At 60.2% G+C, this 19,680-nt stretch carries 16 protein-coding genes and 2 pseudogenes; 8 read left to right on the forward strand and 10 right to left on the reverse strand.

Features of this window, described 5'->3' with window-relative positions:
- The first annotated feature begins 135 nt into the window (after window positions 1–135).
- Window positions 136–2,280 (forward strand): TonB-dependent siderophore receptor, encoded by a 2,145-nt coding sequence (locus ABOC21_RS18045; RefSeq protein WP_426812759.1) that lies wholly within the window; start codon window positions 136–138, stop codon window positions 2,278–2,280.
- A 36-nt stretch (window positions 2,281–2,316) separates the two neighbouring features.
- Here ABOC21_RS18045 and ABOC21_RS18050 read toward each other — a convergent pair whose 3' ends face one another.
- Together ABOC21_RS18050 and ABOC21_RS18055 are read right to left on the reverse strand one after the other, a co-directional pair.
- On the reverse strand, window positions 2,317–2,658 hold the full coding sequence (locus tag ABOC21_RS18050) for a RamA family antibiotic efflux transcriptional regulator (RefSeq protein WP_041144482.1): 342 nt from the start codon (window positions 2,656–2,658) through the stop codon (window positions 2,317–2,319).
- A gap of 32 nt (window positions 2,659–2,690) precedes the next feature.
- Window positions 2,691–3,792, reverse strand: a pseudogene (locus tag ABOC21_RS18055) (MBL fold metallo-hydrolase).
- Between the two features lie 193 nt (window positions 3,793–3,985).
- Here ABOC21_RS18055 and ABOC21_RS18060 point away from each other — a divergent pair.
- From ABOC21_RS18060 to nfsB, 3 genes and pseudogenes are all read left to right on the forward strand, one after another.
- Window positions 3,986–4,568, forward strand: a pseudogene (locus ABOC21_RS18060) (TetR/AcrR family transcriptional regulator).
- Complete coding sequence (locus ABOC21_RS18065; protein ID WP_426812760.1) at window positions 4,568–4,936, forward strand: MmcQ/YjbR family DNA-binding protein; 369 nt, start codon at window positions 4,568–4,570, stop codon at window positions 4,934–4,936. The pseudogene ABOC21_RS18060 and the gene ABOC21_RS18065 overlap by 1 nt, the downstream one beginning before the upstream one ends.
- 139 nt (window positions 4,937–5,075) lie before the next feature.
- Entirely contained in the window at window positions 5,076–5,729 is a 654-nt protein-coding gene (gene nfsB / locus ABOC21_RS18070; RefSeq protein ID WP_426812761.1) for an oxygen-insensitive NAD(P)H nitroreductase, read from the forward strand.
- Here the strand turns inward: nfsB and ABOC21_RS18075 are convergent.
- Window positions 5,726–6,769 carry a DUF2157 domain-containing protein gene (locus tag ABOC21_RS18075; RefSeq protein WP_426812762.1) on the reverse strand — a complete coding sequence of 348 codons (1,044 nt, stop codon included), beginning with the start codon at window positions 6,767–6,769 and terminating at the stop codon, window positions 5,726–5,728. The genes nfsB and ABOC21_RS18075 overlap by 4 nt on opposite strands.
- A 140-nt stretch (window positions 6,770–6,909) precedes the next feature.
- Window positions 6,910–7,779: a helix-turn-helix transcriptional regulator gene (locus tag ABOC21_RS18080; protein ID WP_426812763.1), complete on the reverse strand. Its 870-nt coding sequence runs from the start codon at window positions 7,777–7,779 to the stop codon at window positions 6,910–6,912.
- A gap of 109 nt (window positions 7,780–7,888) precedes the next feature.
- Between ABOC21_RS18080 and ABOC21_RS18085 the strand changes: the two genes are divergently transcribed.
- Complete coding sequence (locus ABOC21_RS18085; protein WP_426812764.1) at window positions 7,889–9,316, forward strand: MFS transporter; 1,428 nt, start codon at window positions 7,889–7,891, stop codon at window positions 9,314–9,316.
- A 76-nt stretch (window positions 9,317–9,392) separates the two neighbouring features.
- The gene (locus tag ABOC21_RS18090; RefSeq protein WP_426812765.1) at window positions 9,393–10,637 is read left to right on the forward strand and encodes a mechanosensitive ion channel family protein; all 1,245 of its coding nucleotides are present in this window, start codon (window positions 9,393–9,395) and stop codon (window positions 10,635–10,637) included.
- 2 nt (window positions 10,638–10,639) lie between these two features.
- On the opposite strand, the gene ABOC21_RS18095 is transcribed toward ABOC21_RS18090, so the two are convergent.
- The gene (locus tag ABOC21_RS18095) at window positions 10,640–11,620 is read right to left on the reverse strand and encodes a LacI family DNA-binding transcriptional regulator (protein WP_426812766.1); all 981 of its coding nucleotides are present in this window, start codon (window positions 11,618–11,620) and stop codon (window positions 10,640–10,642) included.
- 92 nt (window positions 11,621–11,712) lie between these two features.
- Between ABOC21_RS18095 and ABOC21_RS18100 the strand changes: the two genes are divergently transcribed.
- Together ABOC21_RS18100 and ABOC21_RS18105 are read left to right on the forward strand one after the other, a co-directional pair.
- Entirely contained in the window at window positions 11,713–11,877 is a 165-nt protein-coding gene (locus ABOC21_RS18100) for a hypothetical protein (RefSeq protein WP_426812767.1), read from the forward strand.
- Between the two features lie 49 nt (window positions 11,878–11,926).
- A complete protein-coding gene (locus tag ABOC21_RS18105) occupies window positions 11,927–12,343 on the forward strand; it encodes an Exc2 family lipoprotein (protein ID WP_426812768.1) in 417 nt (138 codons plus the stop codon).
- Between the two features lie 40 nt (window positions 12,344–12,383).
- On the opposite strand, the gene ABOC21_RS18110 is transcribed toward ABOC21_RS18105, so the two are convergent.
- The 5 genes from ABOC21_RS18110 to ABOC21_RS18130 all read right to left on the reverse strand — a co-directional run bounded on the left by ABOC21_RS18110 (window position 12,384) and on the right by ABOC21_RS18130 (window position 19,669).
- Window positions 12,384–13,535 (reverse strand): Gfo/Idh/MocA family protein, encoded by a 1,152-nt coding sequence (locus tag ABOC21_RS18110; RefSeq protein ID WP_426812769.1) that lies wholly within the window; start codon window positions 13,533–13,535, stop codon window positions 12,384–12,386.
- A complete protein-coding gene (locus tag ABOC21_RS18115; protein ID WP_426812770.1) occupies window positions 13,532–14,560 on the reverse strand; it encodes a sugar phosphate isomerase/epimerase family protein in 1,029 nt (342 codons plus the stop codon). Before ABOC21_RS18115 ends, ABOC21_RS18110 begins: the two co-directional genes overlap by 4 nt.
- Window positions 14,561–14,577: 17 nt before the next feature.
- Window positions 14,578–15,819, reverse strand: coding sequence for an MFS transporter (locus ABOC21_RS18120; RefSeq protein ID WP_426812771.1), 1,242 nt, complete (start codon window positions 15,817–15,819; stop codon window positions 14,578–14,580).
- A gap of 150 nt (window positions 15,820–15,969) precedes the next feature.
- On the reverse strand, window positions 15,970–17,346 hold the full coding sequence (gene pheP / locus ABOC21_RS18125) for a phenylalanine transporter (protein ID WP_426812772.1): 1,377 nt from the start codon (window positions 17,344–17,346) through the stop codon (window positions 15,970–15,972).
- Window positions 17,347–17,473: 127 nt separating this feature from the next.
- On the reverse strand, window positions 17,474–19,669 hold the full coding sequence (locus ABOC21_RS18130; protein WP_426812773.1) for a TonB-dependent receptor: 2,196 nt from the start codon (window positions 19,667–19,669) through the stop codon (window positions 17,474–17,476).
- Window positions 19,670–19,680 lie beyond the last annotated feature (11 nt).

The raw sequence follows: 19,680 nt of genomic DNA on the forward strand, positions 1-19,680 counted from the left end.
GAATTTGTTGCCAACGCTAATGCAAATGGGAATGATTTGCAATAACATCTATCCGGTTAGTGATGACCGTTAGATTTCCTCTTAACGGAAGAACGGCTTTCTATGGCAATTAAAATCAAGGATGTAGCTAAAAATATGTTTAAAAATAATAAAATAACAAAACTCTGGGTCACGGGTCTGGCGCTGGCCTCATGCGCGGGGCAGGTACGGGCAGCGGAGGAGACGCTGGTGGTCACGGCGGGCAGCGGCGAAGATCCTACCGCGCCGCTCAGCGGCATCGTGGCGACAAAAACGCTGTCGGCCACCAAAACCGCCGCCGAGCTGATCAAAACGCCGCAGTCGGTCTCGGTGGTCACCCGCGATCAGATGAAGGCCCTCGACGTCACCTCGGTATCCCAGGCGCTGCGCTACAGCGCCGGCGTCTTTACCGAGTATCGCGGGTCCTCCAATCGCAATGACGAAGTCTTCGTGCGCGGCTTCAGCTACGTGCCGAAGTATCTCGATGGCCTGAGCTACGGCGCCACCGCCTCCTCGCAAACCGGCACCTTCGATCCGTGGCTGCTGGAGCGCGTGGAGCTGGTGCGCGGCCCGGCCTCGGTGCTGTTTGGTCAGGTCAATCCCGGCGGACTTATCAGCATGACCAGCAAACGCCCCACCAGTCAGCCGGTTCACGAAGTGCAGTTCCGCACCGGCAATAACAATCTGGCCGAAGGAGCCTTCGATTTTGGCGGCCCGCTGAACGATGACGGCAGCCTGCTGTATCGCCTGAACGGTATCGCCCGCAGCCAGAATAACCAGGTCGACGACTACAAAGAGACGCGGATGGCGATTGCGCCGGCGCTGACCTGGTATCCCAACCAGGCCACCCGCTTCACGCTGCTCACCAGCTATCAAAAAGATCCCGATGCCGGCTACCGTAACTTCCTGCCGCGCTACGGCACCGTCAGCAGCGTCGACGGCAGCTATATTCCACGCGATTTTAACGTCAGCGACCCTAACTATAATCAGTCGTGGCGCGAGCAAACGATGATCGGCTATGAGTTTGAGCATCAGCTTAACGACACCTTCACCCTGCGCCAGAACGCGCGCTACGCCACCATCAAGCAGAAGTATCGTTATCTGGTGTACACCACCAGCGACGCCAACAGTTCGGTTCTGTCGCGCCGCGCCCAGCGCGAGGAGCGCCAGACCGACGAGTTCGGCATTGATAATCAGCTTGAGGCGCAGTTTACCAGCGGCCAGCTGACGCATACCGCCATCGGCGGGCTGGACTATAAAACCAGCAAGGATAAACAGTACCTCGGCCGCGCCGGCGGATCGCAGTACGATCTCGACTGGCGCCATCCGGCGTACGGCGTTAACGTCGACGAAAGTACCTTCAGCACCGCCAGCGACGAGCAGCAGAATCTCGACCAGCTGGGCGTCTATCTGCAGGATCAGCTGAACTGGGAGAACTGGGAGCTGCTGCTTTCCGGCCGCTATGACTGGGCGGAAGTGCGGACTACCGATTTTACCAACGCCGGCCGTAGCCAGAAAAACGACAGCAAGTTCACCTGGCGTACCGGCCTGCTGTACGCCTTTGATTTCGGCCTCTCTCCGTATATCAGCTACAGCACCTCCTTTGAACCGAACCTGCAAACCAACCGGGCGCCGGGAGTCGGTCCGTTCGATCCCAGCGTAGGCAAGCAGCTGGAGGTGGGCCTGAAGTATCAGCCAAACCAGAATGCGCTGATGACCCTGGCGATGTACGACCTGACCCAGAGCAACGTCGCCACCTACAACAGCGCGGCGGGATGGTTTGAAAACAGCGGCAAAGTGCGCTCGAAAGGGATTGAGGCCGAGGCGCACGCCACGGTGTTCGACAATCTGAACCTGATTGCGTCCTACACCTGGACCGACGCCGAAACCGTCAGCACCACCGTGGCGGGAACCGAAGGGAAAACGCCGGCACGTATCCCGACGCATATGGCGTCGGCCTTCACCAGCTATACGCTGCCGAGCGGCGTGCTGAAAAGCCTGACCGCCGGGGTCGGCATGCGCTATATCGGCACCAGCTACGGTGACGCCAAAAACACCTTCAAGGTGCCGGCGGTGGATCTGTATGACGCGATGGTGAGCTATGAGCTAGGCGAGCTGAGCCCGCGCCTGCAGGGGGCGAAGGTGCAGTTCAACGTGAATAATATCGCCGATACCAAATACGTCGCATCGTGCGCCAGCGATAGCGCCTGTTTCTACGGTATTGGCAGAACGGTAACGGCGACGGTGAACTACGCCTGGTAAGAAAAGCATCCGCCGGTCTCCCCCGGCGGATGCGTCTCAATGGGCGCGATGGTGGTTCTCTTTGCGGTAGGCGCCCGGCGGCTGGTTAAACGTCCGGGTAAAGATGCGGGTAAAGGTCTGCTGCGAATCAAAGCCGTATTTCAGGCAGATATCGTAAACCCGCTGGTCGGTATCGCGCAGATCGCGCGCCGCCAGCCGTAGCTTACGTTCACGAATATAGCGCCCCAGACTCTCCCCTTTATATTGTAAAAACAGTCGTTGCAGATGCCATTTTGAGTAACCGGAGTGGCGAGCAATATCATCAATACGCAGCGGCTGATGCAAATTGTCATCAATCCACCCGACGATAGTCTCAATCACCTGAGCGGAAATAGTCATAAGTCCTCTCTCCTCTTAAAGCACACTGGCGATTACCGCCACCAGGCATTAAATGATTGTGTCTTATCGGCGACCCAAACCGGCTCGCCCAGCATGGGCGTCAGTAAACGCCATGCCCGTTTTTCGCTGGCCGCAGCCAGCCGTTTGTAGGGATCGTCCCAGCTGTGTCTGGCCAGCACGAAACGCCCGGCATGTCCCGGTAAAACCGCGCGAGCGCCGATATCATCGGCAGCCTGCGCCGTCTCATCCGGCATCATATGAATATATTTCCAGTCCTGGTCATACTGGCCGTTTTCCATAATCGCCAGATCTACCCCGCCGAACCGCTCGCCGATGGCCTTGAAATGCGGGCCGTAGCCGCTATCGCCGCTGTAGTAAATTTTCTGCTGCGGCGTCACCAGCATAAAGCTGGCCCACAGCGTCTGGTTGCGCTTGAGGCCGCGCCCGGAGAAGTGGCGCGCCGGCAGGACGTGCACGGTGAGCTCATCGCTGACCTTCACCGACTCGTTCCAGTCCGCCTCGCTGATAATCGCCCCGTCCATTCCCCAGTAGCGCAGGTGCGAGCCGACGCCCAGCGGCGTGACCACGCGCTTAATTTTCGGCATCAGCGCTCTGATGGTGGCGTAATCGAGATGGTCGTAGTGGTCGTGCGAGATAATCAGCAGATCGATTTCCGGCATCTGCTCGGCGCGCCACGGGTAGTCGCCGGGGAAGGCTTTGTTGATAAACGAAAACGGCGCGGCATAGCTGCTGAAGACCGGGTCAATCAGGATGCGTTTGCCCGCCAGCTGCAAAAACCAGGAGGAGTGGCCGAGCCAGACCATCGCGTCCTCCCCCGCCGGCAGGCCGGCAAGATCGGTATTAACCAGCGGCAGCGGCTGCTGCGGCCTGGCGTTTTCGCGTTTGGTCATCAGGAAATCCCACATCGCGACCAGCATATTTTTCTCTTCGTTAAAGCTCGGAGTGGGCAGACTGGTTATGAAACTGGCCGTCGCGATAGTGCGGCGACTGTTCAACGAGGCTAAGCTGTGCGCCCTGCGGCGCCTTACCAAACCCGGCATTTAACACAAACGGTAAAGCTGTTGCTGAGGCTAATAACATGATGGCGACCACGCTGACGATGACAGGATTCATATTCGGACCAGGCGAAACCCTCTGACTGACCCAAAGGTTTTGCTATAAGACTTGATTATGAGTGAGTAAGCACTCATTATTAGGAAGAAGACGAAAGTCGTCAAGACGATTTTCAATTTTTGACATACACCGTTGCAGTGCCATGACCTGGCATGCTTAGATCCGGGTTTAATTACGTGCGAGGTAAAATGCAGTGGCTCGTCCTAAGAGTGAAGATAAAAAGCAGGCGTTACTGGAGGCCGCAACCGCCGCCTTCGCCCAGTCAGGTATTGCCGCCTCAACGTCGGCCATAGCCCGCAGCGCGGGGGTTGCCGAAGGGACGCTGTTCCGCTATTTCGCCACCAAAGACGATCTGCTCAACGAGCTGTACCTCTCTATCAAAACGGGTCTGGTCGCCTCGATGGTGGCCGGGCTGACGCCGAACGAGAAGCGGCCAAAAGAGAACGCGCGCAACATCTGGAACGGCTATATCGATTGGGGTATTCGCCACCCGACGGAGAACAAGGCCATCCGCCGGATGGCGCTTAGCGAAAGGATCACCGACGAAACGCGAACTCGCGTTAAAGAGATGTTCCCCGAACTCAACGAGATGTGCCAGTCTGTCGATCAAGGCTATCTTCCAGAGCGACGCCAATCGCGCCTTCTGCGACGCGCTGTTTCTGTCGCTGGCGGAAACGACTATCGAATTTGCCAGCCACGACCCGCAGCGCGCCCGGGAGCTGATCGCGCTCGGATTTGAGGCCATGTGGCAGGCGCTGCATGAGGACGCCGCCTGATGACCCCCGCAGCGCTGCACGCCAGCGCCCACCGCATCGCGCTGGCCTACCCCTTCACCGAGCACTGCTGGCCGTTCGGCCCGGAGTACGACGTGTTTAAAGTGGGCGGACGCATTTTCATGCTGACCATGAACATTCGCGGCCGGGCGCTGGTGAACCTGAAGGCCGAGCCGCAAAAATCGCTGCTGAATCAGGAGATTTATCGCAGCATTGAGCCGGGCTACCACATGAACAAGAAGCACTGGATTACCGTGGTTCCCGGCGCCGACATCAGCGAAGATCTGCTGGCGGAGCTGGTTGACGACTCGTGGAACCAGGTGGTGAACAAGCTGCCGAAAAAAGTGCGGCAGCGGCTGCGCCCCGAGTGATTTTCAGCGCAGCGCGATAAGTGTTATCGCATTTTTGTCTCTTATCATTTCCCCGACATCGCTGTACTCTTCCTGCACCGAACGCTCCGTAAGGGGCTGTAAACTCAAATTATCTTGAGATTAAACCTGAGGAAGAGTTATGGATATCGTTTCCGTCGCCCTAAAGCGCCACTCCACCAAGGCATTTGATGCCAGCAAAAAACTGACCGCAGAACAGGCGGAAAACCTGAAAACGCTGCTGCAGTTCAGCCCGTCGAGCACCAACTCCCAGCCGTGGCACTTTATCGTTGCCAGCAGCGATGAAGGCAAAGCGCGGGTGGCTAAAGCGGCCAGCGGCACCTACGTGTTCAACGAACGTAAAATTCTCGATGCTTCTCACGTGGTGGTTTTCTGCGCAAAAACCGAGCTGGACGATGCCTGGCTGGAGCGCGTGGTCGACCAGGAAGAAGCCGACGGCCGTTTCGCGACGCCGGAAGCCAAAGCGGGTAACCACAAGGGCCGCACCTTCTTTGCCGATATGCACCGCAAAGATCTTAACGACGCCAACCACTGGATGGCCAAACAGGTCTATCTGAACGTCGGTAATTTCCTGCTCGGCGTGGCCGCGATGGGCCTCGATGCGGTGCCGATCGAAGGCGTCGACCTGGCGATTATGGATGCGGAATTTGATCTCAAAGCGCAGGGCTACACCAGCCTGGTGGTGGTACCGGTTGGCCATCATAGCGTCGAAGATTTCAACGCCGCGCTGCCAAAATCACGCCTGCCGCAGGCGACCACCATCACCGAGATTTAATCGTCCCCGGCACGCCGCTCGCCGGCGTGCCAGATTCTTTCCGCGTAGCGGCCGAGCGCGGCCAGCGACGCCGCCAGAATCAGGAAGAACGCCACCTTGTGCATGCTCCCCCAGAAGTACTCGAAAAAGCGGGTATAGAGATTAATGGCGAGGAACGTCAGGCCAAACCCTCGCAGCATGCCGTCATCGGTTTTCAGGCTGATATAGAGACAGATACCCGCCGCCGCGCCAAACAGCAGCGCCCACGGCAGCAGCCGCGTCGGCGAAAGGTCGTACCAGCTTTCCAGATCGTGATTGCCAAAAATCGACAGGATCCATAGCGCAATAAACAGGTAGGTCAGGCCCATAGCCTTGCTGACGCTAAACAGCCGACGCTGGCGCAACCGCTTTTGCAGCACAAAACAGAGCGCCAGCAGCGCGCCGCCAAACAGCACAAAGCGAATCGGGTAGCTCATCCCCAGCCAGTAGGCGCCCCATCCTGATACATAGCCGGTTTCCGCACCGAACCAGTTGCCGAGCGCCAGCAGGAAAAACAGCCATACCAGCCCGGATCGGCCGACGTAGCCAATGGCGCCGTAAATCGCACAGCCGACGAGGAACAGCGGGGCGATATGGCCGCTGCCGTCATCCAGCCGCAAGCCGAGCTGCCAGAGCGCCACCGCGGTAAACACAACGCCGGTAAACAGAATCGCCTCGGTGCTGTAGTGCCACCGTGCTTCTCGCCGCTGGCGGCGAAAGCCCCAGGCGTAACACGCCACGGCGATCATCGTCGGCAGGGCAATACGCGCCAGCGCCGAGTCGCTGAACAGGCTCACCAGCCAGTCGATCATGGCGCTATCGGCGAACAGGCTGCCCAGAGCAATAAGCAGGCAGGCCAGCGCCGTCCAGAAGGCGTAGCGGCTCAGGCGCTGCCAGTCGAAGGAAGAACGAACTAAATGCGCGTTTAAGTGCTGCTGCATCCGTTCATCGATAACGTGATCTTGCTGCCAGCGGCTCAGGGCCTCGCGGATAATCTTTTCCTGCCTGCGCGTCACTTTCATTGATAGTCATATCCCTACGGCAATATCGCGTAAGTATGACACGGAAAGCGCGCCGCGGCATGCCGGGACGGAACGGCGACGACGCGAAACTGGCTCATGGATACCCCGCCCGCACGACCGGCGCCAGGATCGACGCCCTCTTAGCCCTGGTTATCCAGCCACGCCAGCGCCCGCTCGCCGGCCTCATCCGTCGGCAGATAGACCAGCAGCCGCGAGCCGTTGCGCGGCGCCGAGTACCAGTACATCTGCTGCAGGCTGAAGCGCCCCAGCTGCGGGTGGTTGAAGTTTTTCACCTGATTTTCCACGCCGCGCACCTCGTAGCGCTGGTGCCAGAGCGCCTCAAACTCCGCCGAGGCGGCGAAAAAGCGCGCCAGCTTATTTTCCCACAGCGGATCGCCCCGATGCTCGGCCATCGCCGCGCGAAAATAGGAGACAAAGGTCGGCAGCACGTCGCGGTTTTCGATCCGGCTGCGCCAGGTCGCGTTGGTCAGATAGAGATAGATACAGTTGCGATCCTCCTCGGGGAGGGTGGCGAAATCGAGACCCATCAGCCGACAAAAGCTCTCGTTCCACGCCACGATATCAAAGTTCGGCTTCTGGATGCTGGCCGGCTGCGGCATCAGGCTATCGAGCATCCGCCGGGTGCCGGGGCTGATCCCTTCGCATACCGGCACCTGGGCGGCTTCCGGCGGCGTCACTCCCGCCAGCACAAACAGGTGCCGGGTCTCCAGCGGGCTGCACTGCAGCGCATTCGCCACCGCGGCCAGCACCGATTCCGAGGGATTAACGTCCCGCCCCTGCTCCAGCCAGGTGTACCAGGTGACGCCGACGTCGGCGAGCATCGCCACCTCTTCGCGACGCAGGCCGGGCGTCCGCCGCCGCCCGACGCGCGGCAGGCCGAGACGCTGCGGATCGAGGCTCTCACGGCGGGCGCGCAGAAAGGCGCCCAGCTGCTTACGGCTATCGTCGGGCGCAACCGGTAGCGGCGCGCGTTGCGGCATTACGGTCATATGACCTCCAGCATGGTAGTGTCAATACCAGTATAAGCAGGAACTGGTACCCGTTTAATTTATCGTTGATGCTACGTCCATCCGCTGAATGACGCAATGGAGAGATCCAATGAATTCGTCTGCTGTTTCACCCGGCCGTGCCGGTTTATTTCTGCTGTTGACCGGTCAGATGCTGCCGCTGATTGATACTTCAATCACCAACGTCGCGCTGGATTCAATTACCCGCTCGCTGGACGCCAGCGCCACCCAGCTGGAGCTGATCGTCGCGCTCTACGGCGTCGCCTTTGCCGTGTGCCTGGCGATGGGCAGCAAGCTCGGCGATAACTACGGTCGCCGGCGCCTGTTTATGTGGGGCGTGACGCTATTCGGCGTCGCTTCTCTGCTTTGCGGGATGGCCAGCTCCATCGGCGAACTGCTGGCGGCCCGCACGCTGCAGGGCGCCGGGGCGGCGCTGATCGTCCCGCAGATCCTCGCCACCCTGCACGTCACCCTCAAGGGCAGCGCCCACGCGCGCGCCATCAGCCTCTACGGCGGCATCGGCGGGATCGCGTTTATCGTCGGCCAGATGGGCGGCGGCTGGCTGGTGTCGGCGGATATTGCCGGGCTGGGCTGGCGCAACGCCTTCTTTATCAACGTGCCGATCTGCCTGCTGGTGCTGGCCTTTAGCCAGCGCTACGTGCCGGAAACGCGCCGCGAAGGCCACTCGACAATCGACTGGCAGGGCACCTTCAGCCTGGCGCTGATCCTCTGCTGCCTGCTGTTCCCGATGGCGCTGGGGCCGGAGCTGCACTGGCCGTGGACGCTGCAGCTGATGCTGGCGGCGGTGCTGCCGCTGCTGGCATGGATGCGCGTAAGCGCGCTGCGCAAACAGCGTCGCGGCGAGCAGCCGCTGCTGCCTCCGCGCCTGCTCAGGCTCACCAGCATTCGCTTCGGCATGGCCACCGCCCTGCTGTTTTTCAGCGCCTGGTCCGGCTTTATGTTCTGCATGGCGCTGACCATGCAGGCCGGAATGGGGATGGCGCCATGGCAGTCGGGCAACAGCTTTATCGCCCTTGGGATTGCCTATTTTGTCTCCGCGCTGTACGCGCCGAAGCTGATTGCCCGCTACAGCATGGGCCGCATTTTGCTGATCGGCCTGACGGTGCAGATTATCGGCCTGCTGCTGCTGATGGCGACCTTTTATCACTTCGGCATCCGCACCTCGCCCCTGGCGCTGGTGCCCGCTACCGCGCTGGTCGGCTATGGCCAGGCGCTGATCGTCAACAGCTTTTACCGTATCGGGATGCGCGACATCAGCGCCAGCGACGCCGGGGCCGGCAGCGCGATCCTCAGCACCCTGCAGCAGGCCTCGCTGGGGTTGGGTCCGGCGCTGCTCGGTTCGCTGTTTTTAGCCCTCGCCCGGCGCAGCGGCGGCGACTACGCGCTGGCGCTGATCGACTTTCTGGCGGTTGAGGTGGGGATGATGCTGCTACTCGGCGCCATCGCCCTGCGCCTGCGTCATCATCTGAATATTCGCTCGCTGGCCGCCGCCTCATAATTCACCGGCGCGCGGCGGAGATTTGCATAATAGACATCCAACGGTCATCATAACCGCTGGATGTAAAGGAGACGTTATGCAGGAATTAATATCGCAAATCGCCGCAGCAGGCATCAAAATTACCCCTACGACCTCGCTCATTATTATCTTCGGCATTATTTTTCTGACCGCCATTGTTGTCCATTTAATATTGCACAAGGTGGTACTGCGGACCTTCGAAAAGCGCGCGCAGGCCAGCAGCCACCTGTGGCTGCAGATCATTACCCAGAACAAGCTGTTTCACCGGCTGGCCTTTACCCTCCAGGGTATTATCGTCAACGTGCAGGCGGTGCTGTGGCTGCAAAAAGGCAGCGAAGCCGCCGGGATATTAACCACCGGCGCTCAGCTGTGGGTGATGATATATGCCCTGCTGTCCTTCTTTTCGCTGCTGGACGTGGTATTCAATCTCTCGCAGAAATTCGCCACCGCGTCGCAGCTGCCGCTGAAGGGCATATTCCAGGGCATTAAGCTGGTCAGCGCCATTATTATCGGGATTCTGGTGATTTCGCTGCTGATTGGCCAGTCGCCGGCTATTCTGATTAGCGGCCTTGGCGCGATGGCCGCGGTGCTGATGCTGGTGTTTAAGGACCCGATTCTCGGCCTGGTCGCCGGTATCCAGCTCTCCGCCAACGACATGCTCAAGCTCGGCGACTGGCTGGAAATGCCGAAATACGGCGCCGACGGCGCGGTTATCGATATCGGCCTGACGACGGTAAAGGTCCGCAACTGGGATAACACCATCACCACCGTGCCGACCTGGTCGCTGGTTTCTGACTCCTTTAAGAACTGGAGCGGCATGTCGGCTTCCGGCGGCCGCCGAATTAAGCGCAGCCTGAATATTGACACCACCAGCATCCATTTTCTCGATGAGCAGGAGCAGCAGCGGTTAATTCAGGCGAAACTGCTGAAACCCTATATGAACTCGCGGCACGAGGAGATCAGCCTGTGGAATCAGCAAAACGCCGCCGACCTCTCGGTGCTCAACCTGCGCAAGATGACCAATATCGGCACCTTCCGCGCCTATTTGCAGGAGTATCTACGCAATCATCCGCGGCTGCGTAAGGATATGACGATGATGGTGCGCCAGCTGGCCCCGGACGCCAACGGCCTGCCGATTGAGATCTACTGCTTCACCAGCACCGTGGTGTGGGCGGAATATGAGAGCATTCAGGCCGATATTTTCGACCACATCTTCGCCGTGGTCGATGAGTTTGGCCTGCGCATTCACCAGTCGCCCACCGGCAACGACATTCGCTCGCTGGCCGGGAGTATCGGCGCCTGACCTCAGGTACTGGCGCGGGTAATCACGCGCCAGTCAATCATCACCCGCTCGGCTTGCGCCGTCGGGTTATCGATTTTCTTCAGCAGCAGAGTCACCGCCGTACGGCCAATATCGCGCGACGGCTGCTCAACGGTGGTCAGCTGCGGCGAGACCATCTCCGCCAGCTCGGTACCATCAAAACCGATCACCGCAATATCTTCCGGCACCCGCAGCCCGGCCAGGGCAATAGCCCGCAGCGCGCCGGCGGCCAGTGAATCCGCCACCGCGAAAACCGCATCGGGCCGCTCTTTCGCCGCCAGCAGGGTTTCCATCGCCGCTTTGCCGGCCGCCGCGCTGAGATCGCTGGCGTAGGCCACCTGCTGGTAGCTGAGATCCCGCACGTGCAGCACGCTTTTATAGCCGCGCTCGCGCAGGCGGGCGTAGCGATAGCTCAGGTCGTGGTTAATCAGGGCGATACGCTGACGACCGCTCTGCGCCAGGCGCAGCACCGCCCCCTGGGCCGCATCAAGATCGTTAATCCCCACGCAGGAGATATTGCCGGCGTCGGCGTATTCGGCGCACTGCACCCAGGGCGCGTCGCCGATAAGCGTGGTCAGCTCCGGCAGGCTGGCGAGCGCGTTCATCGTAATCACGCCATCGACCATTTTCCCGGAGAGCAGCCGCAGCCCGGAAGTCGAGCGCGCCAAATCGGAGCCGGAGTGGCAGAGTAAAATACGATAACCGTGCTTTTCGGCCTCCTCTTCTATCCCCTTCACCACCTCGGCGCAAAAAGGATTGGCAATATTTGAGACCATCACCAGGATCATGTAGCTGCGGGCGGTGCGCAGCTGGCGGGCCAGCAGATTGGGCTGATAGTTACTTTCCGCAATTGCCTGCAGCACGCGCTCGCGGTTTTTCTCTTTAACGCTCTCGCTGTTGTTGAGCACGCGCGATACCGTCGCCACCGAGACGCCCGCCAGACGAGCAATTTTCTGAATTGACATAGGGGCTGCACTTCCTGCGATAAGCGTAATATGACGCAGGCTATCATAAATGAGCGTGCCGCAGGCATCCAGCATCCGTCGGCGGCGGCGCGATGGCCCGCCCGGGCCGTAAAATTGTTCGCGAATATGGCGGCGGCAAAAACTATCAATTATCAGGGCTATTCTCTTCTGCCGTTTACGCTGTCTTTTTTTTATGCAAAATAGGCCTGCAGGAAGACGCAAACGGAGCGTTTTTTGCGCCGCTTATTAATAAATAATAATTAAATTTCAATTAGTTAAATATCAACAATTAGGGATGATGTTACCATGAAATTAAAATCAACGATTATCGCCATCGCCTGCGCGGCGGCCGTTCTTTCCGGCTGCAGCGCCTCAAAGCCTTCCCCCGAGCGCCACGCCTACTATTTTGTCTCCCATCGCTCTGATTTTGTCGGCGGTAATTTTGCCGTCAATGTTCAGGATAATTACCGTTTAAATCTGCCGACGTTCAGCAAAATCTATCAGCTCGGCAAAGCGGATCGCGCGGCGGGAATGAGTGAAAGCGACGCCAGAAGCCGGGCCGAGCAGATTAAGCAGCAGGCCAGCCAGGGGACGAAGACTGAGCACTCTTTTGACCGTAAGTCTGACGATAAGTGGACCTCATCGATGGAGGATAAAGACGCGCAGCTGTTTGGCCGCGAGCTTTCCGCCGCCTATCTCGATGGCTACCTCGGCGTGAAATAGCCCGTCAATGCGCCGCCTCAGGCGGCGCATAATCCCCGCGCTACCTCTCGACGCTGACCCAGCGCTGCTGCTGATGGCTGCGCAAAATAGCCTCAACGATATACATCACGTCCGCCCCTTCATAAAACGAGGCGAACCGCCGGGAGCGCGCATCCGGCATTGCCCCGGCGCGTATCGCCTGGTAGAAGCTCAGCATCATGTTTTTGAAGGCGTCGGGCCAGCCTTCGATATGACCGGCGGGGAAGTGCGCGCTGCCGGCAACGTCCCGCAGCATCAGGGAAGGATCATCGCTTAGGATCTGGTTTGGCTGACCGCGCTGGCCGACCCACAGCCGCTGGGGGATCTCCTGATCCCACGCCAGGGAGCCGGCGCTGCCGCTGATTTCAACCGTCAGCTGATTCTTCCTGCCGGCGCTCACCTGCGAGACGCTGAAGCAGCCTTTGCTGCCGTCATCAAAGCGCACCAGCACCGATCCCCGATCTTCGGTATCTACCGCCCGTCCCTCGTCGCCCCGGCCGCCATCCTGCTGGCCGAAGGTAGCATCTCCCTGCGAAGCCGCCCGGCGGGTCGGCCATACCGTGGAGAGGTCGGCCATCACCTCGGTGATGCGGCGTCCGGTCATAAACTGCACCGTATCGCACCAGTGCGAGCCGATATCCGCCATCGCCCGCGACGCCCCGCCCAGCGCCGACTCCACCCGCCAGTTGTAGTCCGTTTGCAGCAGCATCCAGTCCTGTAAATAGCCGCCGTGCGCCGAAAACAGCCGCCCGACCTGGCCCTCGCGGATCATACTGGCCGCCTGCTGAACCATCGCAAACTGGCGGTAGACAAAGCTCACGCCGTGCACCACCCCGGCCTTTTCCGCCAGCGCCACCAGCTCGCGCGCCTCTTCCGGCAGCATGCACAGCGGCTTTTCCGAGAATACGTGCAGCCCGGCGCGCAGGATCTGGCGATTAATCTCAGCATGCAGATGGTTCGGCGTACAGTTATGCACCACCTGCAGGCCCGGATGAGCCAGCAGGCTTTCGACGCTGCCGTAAGCATGGGCTACGTTCAGCTGGCGGGCCTTTTGCTCCGCCTGCGCCAGACTGTGGTCGCCCAGCGCCACCACCTCAATATCGCCCACCCGCCGCAGCGCCTCAATATGCGCCGGGCCGATAAACCCGCTGCCGATAATGCCGACCTGAATCATCCCCGCACCTCGCTTCCGGCGGCGAAATCGTCAAACGCCCGCCCGGAGACCGGAATGATATGGCGGCGGATAAATTCGCTGCCCTCGCGGGCGCCGGCTTCCGCCTCTTTCAGACAGCACTCCCACTCCAGCACCGCCCAGCCCGCATAGTCATACTCGGCGAGCTTGCTAAAAATACGCTGAAAATCGATCTCCCCGTCCCCCGGCGAACGGAAGCGCCCCGCCCGCTGGAGCCAGTTCTGATAGCCGCCGTAAACGCCGCAGCGGCCGTCGCGGCGGAACTCCGCGTCCTTGACGTGGAAGGCTTTTATCCGCTGATGATAGATGTCGATGTAGGCCAGGTAGTCCATCTGCTGCAGATGCAGATGGCTGGGGTCATAGAGCATATTGCAGCGCGGGTGGTTATCCACCAGCTGCAGAAAACGCTCAAAGGTCACGCCATCGTGCAGATCTTCGCCGGGATGAATTTCGTAACACAGATCCACCCCCTGCTCGTCAAAGGAATCGAGGATCGGCCGCCAGCGGCGGGCCAGTTCGCTAAACGCGTCCTCGAGCAGCTGCGGGTTGTGCGGCGGCCAGGGATAAAAATAGGGCCACGCCAGCGCCCCGGAAAAGGTGGCGTGCGCCGCCAGGCCTAACCGCCCGGAAGCGATCGCCGCCTGTTTCAGCTTTTCGCCGGCCCAGCGCTGCCGCGCCTGCGGATTTCCGCGCAGCGCGGCGGGCGCAAAGCCATCAAACGCCGCGTCGTAGGCCGGATGCACCGCCACCAGCTGCCCCTCCAGGTGCGTGGAGAGCTCGCTAATCACCAGCCCGCGATCCGCCAGCCGCCCCTTAACGTCGTCGCAGTAGGTCTGGCTGGCGGCCGCCTGCTCAAGGTCAAAGATCGCCGGATGATTGCACGGGATCTGCAGCGCGCGATAGCCCAGGCCCGCGGCCCACTCCGCCAGCCCGTCGAGGGTGTTAAACGGCGGCTGCGCGCCGATAAACTGCGCCAGGAAAATGCCCGGCCCCTTGATAGTTCTCATCACCACCTCCGAAATAATTAGCGCTGCTCTTGCTCGCGATACTGGAAAGAGAAAAGGAAAATCAGTGCGATAACCGCCGCCGCAACCGCCGGGATCCACCAGAAGGTGACCCACGCCTGCGGTACGGCCTGCCCGGCAACCAGCCGGTTATACAGGGCGCCGGAAATTTGTGAACCGAGCAGCATGCCGATGCCGTAGGTGAACATCACGATCATGCTCTGCGCCTGGCCTTTTACCTTCTCCCCCGCCACCCGGTCGGTGTAGATAAAGCCGACGACAAAGAAAAAGTCGTAGCACACGCCGTGCAGCAGAATGCCGAGATAAAGCAGGAAGCGCCCCTCTTCGCTGACGCCGAGGGCAAAGAAGGCGTAGCGTACGAACCACGCGATCATCCCCACCAGCAGCATATATTTTACCCCGAGGCGGCGGAACAGCAGCGGGATCACCAGCATAAAGAAAATTTCCGACATCTGGCCGAACGACATCGCGGTGCTGACATCGGCTACCCCCGCGTCCGCCAGGTAAGAAGCGGTGTAGGCATAATAGGTGCCCAGCGGAATGGAGATCAGCGTGGCGCACAGGGAGAAGATAAAGAAGTGGCGCGTTTTCAGCAGCGCAAAGGCGTCGGCGCACAGCAGATCGCGCAGCTGCACCGGGAGCCCTTTCGCCGGCGCCGGGGTATGCGGCAGGGTCAGGCTGTAGATCGCCAGCGCCACCGAGCACAGCGCCGCCAGCGTGAAGATCGCCGTGGTATCGGAAATGCCGGTGACGCCAATACAGATCCCGGCGATAATCCAGCCGATGGTGCCGAAGACGCGCACCACCGGAAAGGTTTTATCGACGTTCGCCAGGCTGTGGAAAGCGATATTATTGGTCAGCGCCAGCGTCGGCATATAGCACAGCGTATAGCCAAACAGCAGGCCGATCAGCAGCGCGCCGTTTTGCGCAACCAGCGCCTGCGGAACAAACCAGAGGATCGCCGCCCCCGCCAGGTGCATCACCGCCATCACCTTCTGCGACGGGAAGAAGCGATCGACCAGCATCCCCAGCACAAACGGCGATAAAATGGAGGCAATCGGCCCGGCGGAGAACGCATCGCCGATCAGCAGCGCCATATCGTAGCGCGTCATCACCAGGCCGAGGGTCACCGACCAGCTCCCCCAGATAAAGAACTGCATAAACATCATTAACGACAGGCGCGGCACCAGAAACCGGTGCTGTACGCGGGCACTTTCACGACCTTCTGCTGTTGCTACCATTTTGACCGCCCTCAAAAAGTAATCGATTACAAAACCGCTCGACAAACAAAGTAATCGATTACAAGAAGAAGATCCTTAAGCAAATGCGCTAAGCGCGAAGAAGATCACAATAAAGGATAACGGCTCCGCCGGACGACGGAGCCGCGGGCGTTACGCCGGGCGGCGCAGCACCTTGAAGACGATAAACAGCAACAGGATCCACGCCGGCAGCAGAATGGCCGACAGCCGCATTCCGTCGATAGTGCACATCAGCGCCAGAATCAGCGCCAGGAAGGCGATGCAGAGGTAGTTTCCGCCCGGCGCCAGCAGCGCCTTAAACTTCGACTCGCGCCCCCTGCGGCGCTGCGCGGCGCGGAATTTCAGATGCGCCATGCAGATCATGATCCAGTTCAGCAGCAGTGTCGCCACCACCAGCGCCATCAGCAGGCCCAGCGCCTTTTGCGGCAGAAGGTAGTTGAGCACCACCACCAGGGAGGTGATCGCCCCGGAGAGGATCAGGGAGTTGACCGGCACGCCGCGCCTGCTGACCCGGGCGAGAAACTTCGGCGCGTTGCCCTGCACCGACAGGCCGAACAGCATCCGGCTGTTGGAATACACGCCGCTGTTATAGACCGACAGCGAGGCCACCAGGATGACGAAATTGAGCGCAGAAGCCACCACGTTGCTGTCGAGATTATGAAAAATCATCACGAACGGGCTGCTGTCAGATTTGATATCCACCCACGGGTAGAGCGCCAGCAGCACCACCAGCGAACCGATATAGAACAGCAGAATACGGTAGACTACCTGGTTCACCGCCTTGGGGATGCTCTTTTCCGAGTTCTGCGCTTCCGCCGCGGTAATGCCGATCAGCTCGAGGCCGCCAAAGGAGAACATAATCACCGCCAGCGACATCACCAGGCCGTGCCAGCCGGTGGCCAGAAAGCCGCCGTGACGCCACAGGTTATCGAATCCCGCCTTGCTGCCGCCGTGGCTGCCAAACAGCATCCACAGGCCGAAGCCGATCATTCCGACAATCGCCAGCACTTTAATCAACGCGAACCAGAACTCCGCCTCGCCGTACAGGCGCACGTTCACGAGGTTGACGGCGTTGATGATAATAAAGAAGACTGCGGCCCACACCCAGGTCGGCACGTCCGGCAGCCAGTACTGCATGTAGATGCCGGCGGCGGTCAGCTCCGCCATGCCCACCAGCACGAACATCACCCAGTAGTTCCAGCCGGAAAGAAAGCCGGCAAACGGGCCCCAGTATTTATAGGCAAAGTGGGCAAACGAGCCGGAGACGGGCTCTTCCACGACCATTTCGCCAAGCTGGCGCATGATCAGAAAGGCGATGATCCCGGCGACGGCGTAGCCGATAAGAACCGCCGGTCCCGCCATTTGAATCGCCGGACCAATGCCGAGAAACAGGCCGGTGCCGATAGCGCCGCCGAGGGCGATGAGTTGGATATGTCGGTTCTGTAAACCGCGATGAAGCATCGGGCCGCTCTGCTCTGCGGCGTCCGACTGCGTTGACGCGTCTTTCACGTCGATCCCCTGTCAGTTTTAGTGAAGGGGCACCTTTTACACTTATGCTCGTCCGACTTCAAGCCGCAGATGCGTTTGTTGCCGGCGATGCGGGGCGAGCCGTTCGGGCCCGCCCCGCGGTTTGGGCTTAGAAATCGTAGCTCATTGATACGCGAAGGGTACGCGGATCGCCCACCGACAGATAGGTGCCGGAATCATCGACGCCGGACCAGTACTTCTCGTTGGTGACGTTGGTGACACCCGCGCGCAGGACCATCTCGTTACGATCGGCGTTGAGGCGCATGCGGTAGCGAACTCCCAGATCGAGGGTGGTATAGCTGTCGAGCTTTTTGGTATTCGCCGCATCGGCGTACTGCGAACCGGTGTGGTTAACCCGGGCAGTCGCCGTCAGGCCCTCGACCGGCTTGATGTCATATTCGGCCCCCAGCACCGCGTAGAAGCGCGAGACCCCCACCGCGTCTTTACCGTCGTTGGCGCCCTGAGCCGTTTTGCTCTGCTCAGGGTCGAGCCACTGCATGCTGCCGTTGAGGCGCAGCCCCAGCATCGGCTCGCCGAAGACGTTCAGCTCGGCGCCGCGGTTGCGCTGCTCGCCGTCCAGACCGTAGTAGCCGTTGGCATCGGAAATCGCGTTCGGCTTTTTGATTTCAAACAGCGCCAGCGAGCCGCCGACGGTGCCGTAATCAATTTTTACCCCCACCTCATTCTGCTTCGAGTGTGCGATCCCGGTACTCTGTCCGGCGTTGGCGGCGGTATTCGGCGCCACGCTCCCCGGCTGCAGCGCTTCGGTGTGGTTGGCGTAGAGCGAAATCTCGTCCCATGGCTTGTAGACGAGGCCAACGGTCGGCGTCCAGCGGCTTTGGGTGTAAAGCGAAGTGGGGTCTTCCACGCCGGTTTTATTGCTGTAGTTGCGCACCACCACCTTCTGATGACGGGCGGCGGCGGTCAGCAGCACCTTATCGTTAAAGAAGCCCAGCGTATCGCTCAGCAACCAACCCTGGGTGCGGCTGCGCGAGGTGGTCAGCGGGTCGAAGTAGTTGCCGCCAAAAAGGGTGTTATCCGGCATCGGCACGTCATGGCCGTCATAAATATTGATCGCCGGGTTTTTCGTCGACATCCGCCACGCGGTTTTATCGCGCTTGATCTGCGCCGAGTAGCCGACGTTGATCTGATGGGAAATTGCGCCAGTGTTGAAATTGCCGCGCACGCCGCCCATGCCGCTGAAGGCGTCGATAATCCGGTTGGTATCCAGGCGCCCGGCGGTGGCGTCGCCGTTTTTATTCAGCAGCTTCGCCGTGCTGTAGGTGCCGGTCTCGTGCGAATGCTGGCCGCCGAGGGCGCCGTACAGCGTCCAGCTGTCGCTGAGATCGTACTCCGCCTTCGCCATCCCGAATTCGTTTTCGATATCGCTATAGCCCCACTTCTGGCCGTAGTTTTTGCGGTTATCCGGCACCGCGGGCACGAAGTCGACGCCGCTGACGTTAACCCCCATCTCCCCGCCGTGGAAGGTCTTTTTCTGGTAGCCAAAATCGAGCGAGGAGCGCAAGCGGTCGCTGCGATAGTCCAGCCCCAGAGAGGCCAGCGTCGTACGGCGGCGGTCGTTTTCCACCGCCGCCTCGCCTTCGCGATGCACCAGGTTTACGCGCGCGCCGAACTGGTTATCGTCGCCAAAACGACGGCCGAGGTCGAGGCTGCCGCCAACCTGAGAATCGGAGGTGTAGTCGACGCCCACCCGGGCGGTGGGAATATCCTCAGCCCGCTTCGGTTCAAGGTTAATCATCCCGCCGACGCCGCTGCTGGCGGCGCCGTTGAGCAGGCCATTGGCGCCCTTAAAGATCTCCACGCGCTCCAGCATCTGGGTATCCATCACCTGACGCGGCACCACCCCGGCGAGGCCGCCCATGGTCATATCGTCGCCGTCGAGCTTAAAGCCGCGAATGCGGTAGGTTTCGGCAAAGTTGCCGTAGCCCTGGACCAGCTGGATCCCGGCATCGTTGCTGACCACGTCGGCAATGGTGTGCGCCTGCTGGTCCTGAATCAGTTTGGCGGTGTAGCCGATGACGTTAAAGGGGACGTCCATCGCCTTTTGTTCGCCGAGCATGCCGAGGCGGCCGCCGTGAGCAATCTGTCCATCGAGGAAGGCCGGAACCACCAGATCGCCGCCGGCTTTAAAGTCGCCGCCTTCGCTCGCCTGGACGACCATAACCTCTTCGCTTTTTTTGCTGCCGGCCGCGTCGTCCGCCGCCGCGCCCTGGGCGACGGCGCCAATCGTTAGCGCCAGCAGCGTTTTACGCAGTGGGAAGGATGAAGAATGAGTGACGTGCATAATTTGTCCCT

It is taken from the genome of Klebsiella sp. WOUb02 (assembly GCF_050058015.1).
Lineage (GTDB): Bacteria > Pseudomonadota > Gammaproteobacteria > Enterobacterales > Enterobacteriaceae > Klebsiella.

Excerpts from the sequence above, each read along its gene's own strand:
- ABOC21_RS18045 (WP_426812759.1), top strand. The coding sequence starts at position 136 with ATGTTTAAAAATAATAAAATAACAAAACTCTGGGTCACGGGTCTGGCG.
- ABOC21_RS18050 (WP_041144482.1), bottom strand. The coding sequence starts at position 2,658 with ATGACTATTTCCGCTCAGGTGATTGAGACTATCGTCGGGTGGATTGAT.
- ABOC21_RS18065 (WP_426812760.1), top strand. The coding sequence starts at position 4,568 with ATGACCCCCGCAGCGCTGCACGCCAGCGCCCACCGCATCGCGCTGGCC.
- nfsB (WP_426812761.1), top strand. The coding sequence starts at position 5,076 with ATGGATATCGTTTCCGTCGCCCTAAAGCGCCACTCCACCAAGGCATTT.
- ABOC21_RS18075 (WP_426812762.1), bottom strand. The coding sequence starts at position 6,769 with ATGAAAGTGACGCGCAGGCAGGAAAAGATTATCCGCGAGGCCCTGAGC.
- ABOC21_RS18080 (WP_426812763.1), bottom strand. The coding sequence starts at position 7,779 with ATGACCGTAATGCCGCAACGCGCGCCGCTACCGGTTGCGCCCGACGAT.
- ABOC21_RS18085 (WP_426812764.1), top strand. The coding sequence starts at position 7,889 with ATGAATTCGTCTGCTGTTTCACCCGGCCGTGCCGGTTTATTTCTGCTG.
- ABOC21_RS18090 (WP_426812765.1), top strand. The coding sequence starts at position 9,393 with ATGCAGGAATTAATATCGCAAATCGCCGCAGCAGGCATCAAAATTACC.
- ABOC21_RS18095 (WP_426812766.1), bottom strand. The coding sequence starts at position 11,620 with ATGTCAATTCAGAAAATTGCTCGTCTGGCGGGCGTCTCGGTGGCGACG.
- ABOC21_RS18100 (WP_426812767.1), top strand. The coding sequence starts at position 11,713 with ATGGCCCGCCCGGGCCGTAAAATTGTTCGCGAATATGGCGGCGGCAAA.
- ABOC21_RS18105 (WP_426812768.1), top strand. The coding sequence starts at position 11,927 with ATGAAATTAAAATCAACGATTATCGCCATCGCCTGCGCGGCGGCCGTT.
- ABOC21_RS18110 (WP_426812769.1), bottom strand. The coding sequence starts at position 13,535 with ATGATTCAGGTCGGCATTATCGGCAGCGGGTTTATCGGCCCGGCGCAT.
- ABOC21_RS18115 (WP_426812770.1), bottom strand. The coding sequence starts at position 14,560 with ATGAGAACTATCAAGGGGCCGGGCATTTTCCTGGCGCAGTTTATCGGC.
- ABOC21_RS18120 (WP_426812771.1), bottom strand. The coding sequence starts at position 15,819 with ATGGTAGCAACAGCAGAAGGTCGTGAAAGTGCCCGCGTACAGCACCGG.
- ABOC21_RS18130 (WP_426812773.1), bottom strand. The coding sequence starts at position 19,669 with ATGCACGTCACTCATTCTTCATCCTTCCCACTGCGTAAAACGCTGCTG.